General features: G+C 61.9%; 6 protein-coding genes. All 6 read left to right on the top strand.

Features of this window, described 5'->3' with window-relative positions:
• Positions 1–163 precede the first annotated feature (163 nt).
• The 6 genes from BO74_RS20430 to BO74_RS20405 are packed head-to-tail and all read left to right on the top strand — an operon-like array spanning position 164 to position 5,406.
• Positions 164–661, top strand: coding sequence for a TRAP transporter small permease (locus BO74_RS20430; RefSeq protein WP_496445137.1), 498 nt, complete (start codon positions 164–166; stop codon positions 659–661).
• The gene (locus BO74_RS20425) at positions 655–1,923 is read left to right on the top strand and encodes a TRAP transporter large permease (protein ID WP_496445135.1); all 1,269 of its coding nucleotides are present in this window, start codon (positions 655–657) and stop codon (positions 1,921–1,923) included. Before BO74_RS20430 ends, BO74_RS20425 begins: the two co-directional genes overlap by 7 nt.
• 10 nt (positions 1,924–1,933) lie before the next feature.
• Positions 1,934–2,758 (top strand): SDR family oxidoreductase, encoded by an 825-nt coding sequence (locus tag BO74_RS20420; protein WP_496445133.1) that lies wholly within the window; start codon positions 1,934–1,936, stop codon positions 2,756–2,758.
• A gap of 17 nt (positions 2,759–2,775) precedes the next feature.
• Entirely contained in the window at positions 2,776–3,666 is an 891-nt protein-coding gene (locus tag BO74_RS20415) for an N-acetylneuraminate lyase (protein ID WP_496445132.1), read from the top strand.
• A 46-nt stretch (positions 3,667–3,712) separates the two neighbouring features.
• Positions 3,713–4,639 (top strand): ABC transporter ATP-binding protein, encoded by a 927-nt coding sequence (locus BO74_RS20410; RefSeq protein ID WP_496445130.1) that lies wholly within the window; start codon positions 3,713–3,715, stop codon positions 4,637–4,639.
• Entirely contained in the window at positions 4,636–5,406 is a 771-nt protein-coding gene (locus tag BO74_RS20405; protein WP_496445128.1) for an ABC transporter permease, read from the top strand. The genes BO74_RS20410 and BO74_RS20405 overlap by 4 nt, the downstream gene beginning before the upstream one ends.
• Positions 5,407–5,608: the final 202 nt, after the last annotated feature.

Genomic DNA, 5,608 nt, shown 5'->3' with positions numbered 1-5,608 from the left:
ACACAGGTCGGATATACGGTCGCAGTCGCACCCATTTGCCCTATCTCAACTCGCTCTTGCAAAACGGGAGGAGTCCATATACGGAATCCAGAACGTTGCTCTGGACACCGGCTTGCGCCGGTGTGACGGATTTGTATGCACTTCGATTTCAAGGATTGTCCGCATGCATTTCCTGCTCCACCTGAAAAGCGGCATCTCCGCTGCCGTCCGCATGATTCTGGTGATCGCCCTCGCCTTCATGTGCCTGTCGATTGCCGCTTCGGTCTTCATCCGAAATTTCTTCGGTCATTCGTTCGACACCATCATCGACATCAACCGCATCTTCTTTGTCTGGATAACATTCCTCGGGCTGGTATTCATCAACGGCGAGGAACGGCTGATCCGTTTCGAACTGCTGGAAAAACGCCTTCCCGGCCTTGCCCGCACCGTTCTGCACACCGTCCAGCGGCTCGCCGCACTGGTGCTCTACGCTGTCATGGTCATCGCCGGCATCCAGGTAATCCCGTTCGCGCAACCGCAGGTCTTCCCGACCATGCCGGTCAGCCTCGTCTGGCTGTACCTGCCGGTGGTCATCGCCGGGGTGCTGCTGATTGTCCAGACCCTCGCCACCCTGTTGCTCTCGCTCAAGGGCGACTCCGCCGGGAAGGGAACGCCATGCTGACGCTCTTCGCCGTCTTCTTCGGCCTGATCCTGATCGGCGTCCCGGTCGCCGTCTCCATCGGCCTCAGCGCGCTGGTCACGCTGCTGATCAACGATTTCCCGATCATCGTCGTTGCGCAGAAGATGGTCACCGGGATCGACTCCTTCACCTTCGTCGCCATACCGCTGTTCATCCTCGCCGGCGAACTGATGAACGTCGGCCAGATCACCGACCGCATCTTCAACTTCGCCAAGGCGGCCGTCGGCTGGATCCCCGGCGGCCTTGCACACGCCAACATCCTCGCCAGCGTGATCTTCTCCGGCATGTCCGGCTCGGCCATCGCCGATGCCGGCGGGCTGGGCACGGTCGAGATGAAGGCCATGCGCGAAGCGGGCTACGACGACTACTTCTCGGGCGCCGTCACCGCTGCGTCATCCACCATCGGCCCGATATTTCCGCCGAGCATCCCGATGGTCATCTACGGCGGCATCGCCAGCGTATCGATCGGCAAGCTGTTCATTGGCGGCATGGTTCCGGGATTGTTGATGGCCATGGCACTGATGATTTACGCGCTGATCATCTCGCTGCGTCGCGGCTATCCGAAAGACACCTTTTCGCTGCGCCGCATCGCGGTTGAATTTTCCCGCGCCTTCATCCCGTTGATGACCCCGGTGATCATCCTCAGCGGCTTCGTCACCGGCTGGTTCACCCCGACCGAAGCCTCGGCCGTCGCCGTCGTCTATGCGCTGATCGTCGGCGGCCTGGTGTACCGGGCGATGGGGCTGCGCTCAATCGTCAAGGCGCTGGAAAACACCGCGGCGACGACTGCCAACGTGGTGTTCATCATCGGTACCGCGACGCTGTTCTCGTTCATCCTGACCAACCTCGGCATCACCAAGGTCATCGCCAGCTTCATCCTCGGCATTTCGACCACACCGTGGGTGGTGCTGCTGATCATCAACGTCGTGCTGCTGATCCTCGGCATGATCATGGAACCGGGCGCGATCCTGATCATGATGCTTCCGGTCTTCCTCCCTATCGTCAATCAACTGGGCATCGACCTCGTGCACTTCGGCGTGATCATGGTGCTGAACCTGATGATCGGCCAGATCACCCCGCCATTCGGCATGTGCCTGTTCACGATCGCGCAGGTCGGCAAGCTCAGCGTCGAAAAGCTGTCCCACACCACGCTCCCCTGGGTCGCCCCGCTGGCACTCGTACTGATCGCCTCCGTGTTCTTCCCGGGCCTGATCGTCTGGTTGCCCAATCTCTTGATGCAATGAAAGGAAACGCATGAATCGCAAGGATGTTTTCGACGTCGCCGACCGGGTGATCGTCATCACCGGCGCGCTCGGCCAGATCGGCCGCCAGTTCGCGCTGGAGTTCATCGACCGGGGCGCGAAGGTCGCCGTTTTCAACCGCCGCATTCCGGACGAGGCGACGCTGCGCGAGCGTTTCCCGGTCGATTCCGGCCGCGTGCTGTTCTGCCCTGTCGACATCACCGACAAGTCCTCGATCCAGGCCGGACTGGCGCAGGTCGAAGCGAAATGGGGCGTCCCGCACGTGCTGATCAACAACGCCGGCATCGACACCCAGCCGAGCGCCCCGCCGGAAGTCTCCGGCCCGTTCGAGGACTTCCCCGAGGAAGTGTGGAAGGAAGTGCTGGAGATCAACATGACCGGCACCTTCCTGTGCTGCCAGGTCGTCGGCGGCGCCATGGCCAAGGCCGGGCGCGGCTCGGTCGTCAACATCGGCTCGATCTACGGGATGCTCTCGCCGGTACAGGACATCTACGCCTACAAGGAGAAGAAAACCGGCCGCCCGTTCATCAAGCCGGTCGCCTACTGCGCCTCGAAATCCGGGCTGTACAACTTCACGCGCTACCTCGCCACCTACTGGGGCCGCAAGGGCGTGCGGGTCAACATCCTCACGCCGTCCGGCGTCTGGCGCGAAACGCAGGATGCCGAGTTCCAGGCCAACTACTGCGCGCGCATGCCGATCGGCCGCATGGCGCAGGAAGACGAATTCAACGGCGCCGTGGTGTTCCTCGCCTCGGACGCCTCGCGCTACATGACCGGGTCCAACCTCGTCGTCGACGGCGGCTGGACCAGCTGGTAATCACCGGAGAAAAAACAATGAAAGACTTGCGTGGCATCTATCCCGCCCTGCCGACCCCGATGCTGGCCGACGGAGCGGTCAATTACGCGGGGCTCGAACACCTCGTCGACTACGAAATTGCCCAGGGCGTCGACGGCCTCTACGTCGGCGGCTCGACGGCCGAATCCTTCCTGCTCACCGAAGAGGAGCGGATGAAAATCGCCGAAACCGTGCTGCGGCGCGCCGACGGCAAGGTCAAGGTCATCGTCCATACCGGCGCGGGCGGCACCGACGCGGCCATCCGCCTGTCGCGCCATGCCGGCGCGAACGGGGCTGACGCCATCTCCTCCGTGCCGCCGATCTACTTCAAATACACCACCGAGGAAATCATCGGCTACTACCGCGACCTGATCGCGGCCAGCGAGATGCCGCTGGTGGTCTACAACATTCCGGCCTTCACCGGCATCAACATGACGCAGGGCGGCGCGCGCGAACTGTTCAAGCATCCGCAGGTGGTCGCGCTCAAGCACACCAACACCAACATGTACGAACTCGAGCGCATCCTCGCGCACAACCCGAACCTGGTCGCGCTGAACGGTTACGACGAGGCCTTCCTCTCCGGCTTGTCGATGGGCGCCACCGGGATGATCGGCAGCACGGTCAACTTCATGGCCCGCAAGTTCATTGCCCTGCGCGACGCGTTCCACGCCGGTCGCAACACCGAAGCGTTCCGGTTGCAGCGCGAGGCCAACGAGATCATCGAAACGCTGGTCGAGGTCGGCGTGTTCAACGCCGTCAAGTACGCCATGGAACTGCGCGGAATCGACTGCGGGCAGTGCCGGGGACCGTTCAAGCCGCTGACCGATGCCGACAAGCAGAAGGTGCAGGCGATCCTGGAAAAGAACCTCGGCGAGCCGTTGCGGTCGTAGAAGCAGGCGGGGCATGTAGCACCGCCGCCGTGCTATCTTCCCCACCATGTCTCCCATCATCCGCATCGAAAACCTCTCCAAGACCTACGCATCCGGCTTCCGGGCGCTGAAAAGCGTCAACCTCGACATTCGCCCCGGCGAAATCTTCGCCCTGCTCGGCCCCAACGGTGCAGGCAAGACGACGCTGATCAGCATCGTCTGCGGCATCGTCACCGGCAGTGAAGGTTGCGTGACGGTCGGCGGCCACGACATCGTCGCCGATTACCGCGCCTCGCGCGAGTTGATCGGCCTCGTGCCGCAGGAACTGACCACCGACGCTTTCGAGTCGGTACGCGGTACCGTCGCCTTCAGCCGCGGGCTGTTCGGCAAGACACCGAACCCGGCCCTGATCGAAAAAATCCTGCGCGACCTGTCGCTGTGGGACAAGCGCGACAATCCGATCATCAGTCTCTCCGGTGGGATGAAGCGCCGCCTGCTGATCGCCAAGGCGTTGTCGCACGAACCGCAGATCCTGTTCCTCGACGAACCGACGGCCGGCGTCGACGTCAGCCTTCGCCGCGACATGTGGCAACTGGTGCGTCGTCTGCGCGATTCGGGCGTGACTGTCATCCTCACCACGCACTACATCGAGGAGGCCGAGGAGATGGCCGACCGCGTGGCGGTGATCAACAAGGGCGAGATCATCCTCGTCGAGGAAAAGGCCGAGCTGATGCGCAAGCTCGGCAAGAAGCAGCTGACCCTGCAACTCGAACCGCCGCTCGAAACTCTGCCGGCGGGGCTGGAAGGCCACGTGCTGGAACTCTCGCCCGACGGCCGCCAATTGATCTACACCTACGAATCCCGCGACGAGGAAACCGGCATCGTCCCCTTGCTGGAAGACATCCGCCAAGCCGGCATCCGCTTCCACGACCTGCAGACGAGCCAGCGCTCGCTGGAAGACATCTTCGTCAGTCTGGTAAAGGAAGAGGCATGACCGGTTTCAATCTCCCCGCCGTCCTCGCCATCTATCGCTTCGAAATGGCGCGGACCCGGCGCACCGTCCTGCAAAGCATCATCTCGCCGGTGATTTCCACCTCGCTCTACTTCGTCGTTTTCGGCGCGGCCATCGGCTCGCGCATCGACCAGATCGAGGGAATCAGTTACGGTGCGTTCATCGTGCCGGGGCTGATCATGCTTTCGCTGCTCACGCACAGCATCTCCAACGCCTCGTTCGGTATCTTCTTCCCGAAGTTCAACCGCACGATCTACGAACTGCTCTCGGCGCCGGTTTCGCATTTCGAGGTCGTGCTGAGCTACGTCGGCGCGGCGGCGACCAAGTCGCTGATTCTCGGCGGCATCATCCTCGCCACGGCGGCGCTGTTCGTCCCGTTGCGCATCGACCACCCGCTGTGGATGGTCTTCTTTTTCCTGCTTACCGCCATCACCTTCAGCCTGCTCGGCTTCGTCATCGGCGTCTGGGCCGACAACTTCGAGAAGCTGCAACTGGTGCCGCTGCTGATCGTCACGCCGCTCACCTTCCTCGGCGGCAGCTTCTACTCGATTCACATGCTGCCGCCGTTCTGGCAGGCCGTCACTTTGTTCAATCCGGTGGTGTACCTGATCAGCGCCTTCCGCTGGAGTTTCTACGGCGTTGCCGACGTTCCCGTCTGGATCAGTCTGGTGATGACCGGCGTGTTCCTCGCCGTTTTCGTCGGCATTGCGACGTGGATGTTGCGCACCGGCTATCGGCTGAAAAATTAGACCGGAAAAAGGGAAGAGGATTCGACAACCAACCATGTTACGGAAACGCTGAAATGGTCGCCACCCCGGCGAAGGCCGGGGTCCAGTTCGTTGATTTTTCTGGATTCCGTATATGGACTCCTCCCGTTTTGCAAGAGCGAGTTGAGATAGGGCAAATGGGTGCGACTGCGACCGTATATCCGACCTGTGTGTGGAACGAAGC

This window comes from Propionivibrio pelophilus DSM 12018, assembly GCF_059569095.1.
This window is presented reverse-complemented; position numbering and strand designations above follow the sequence as displayed.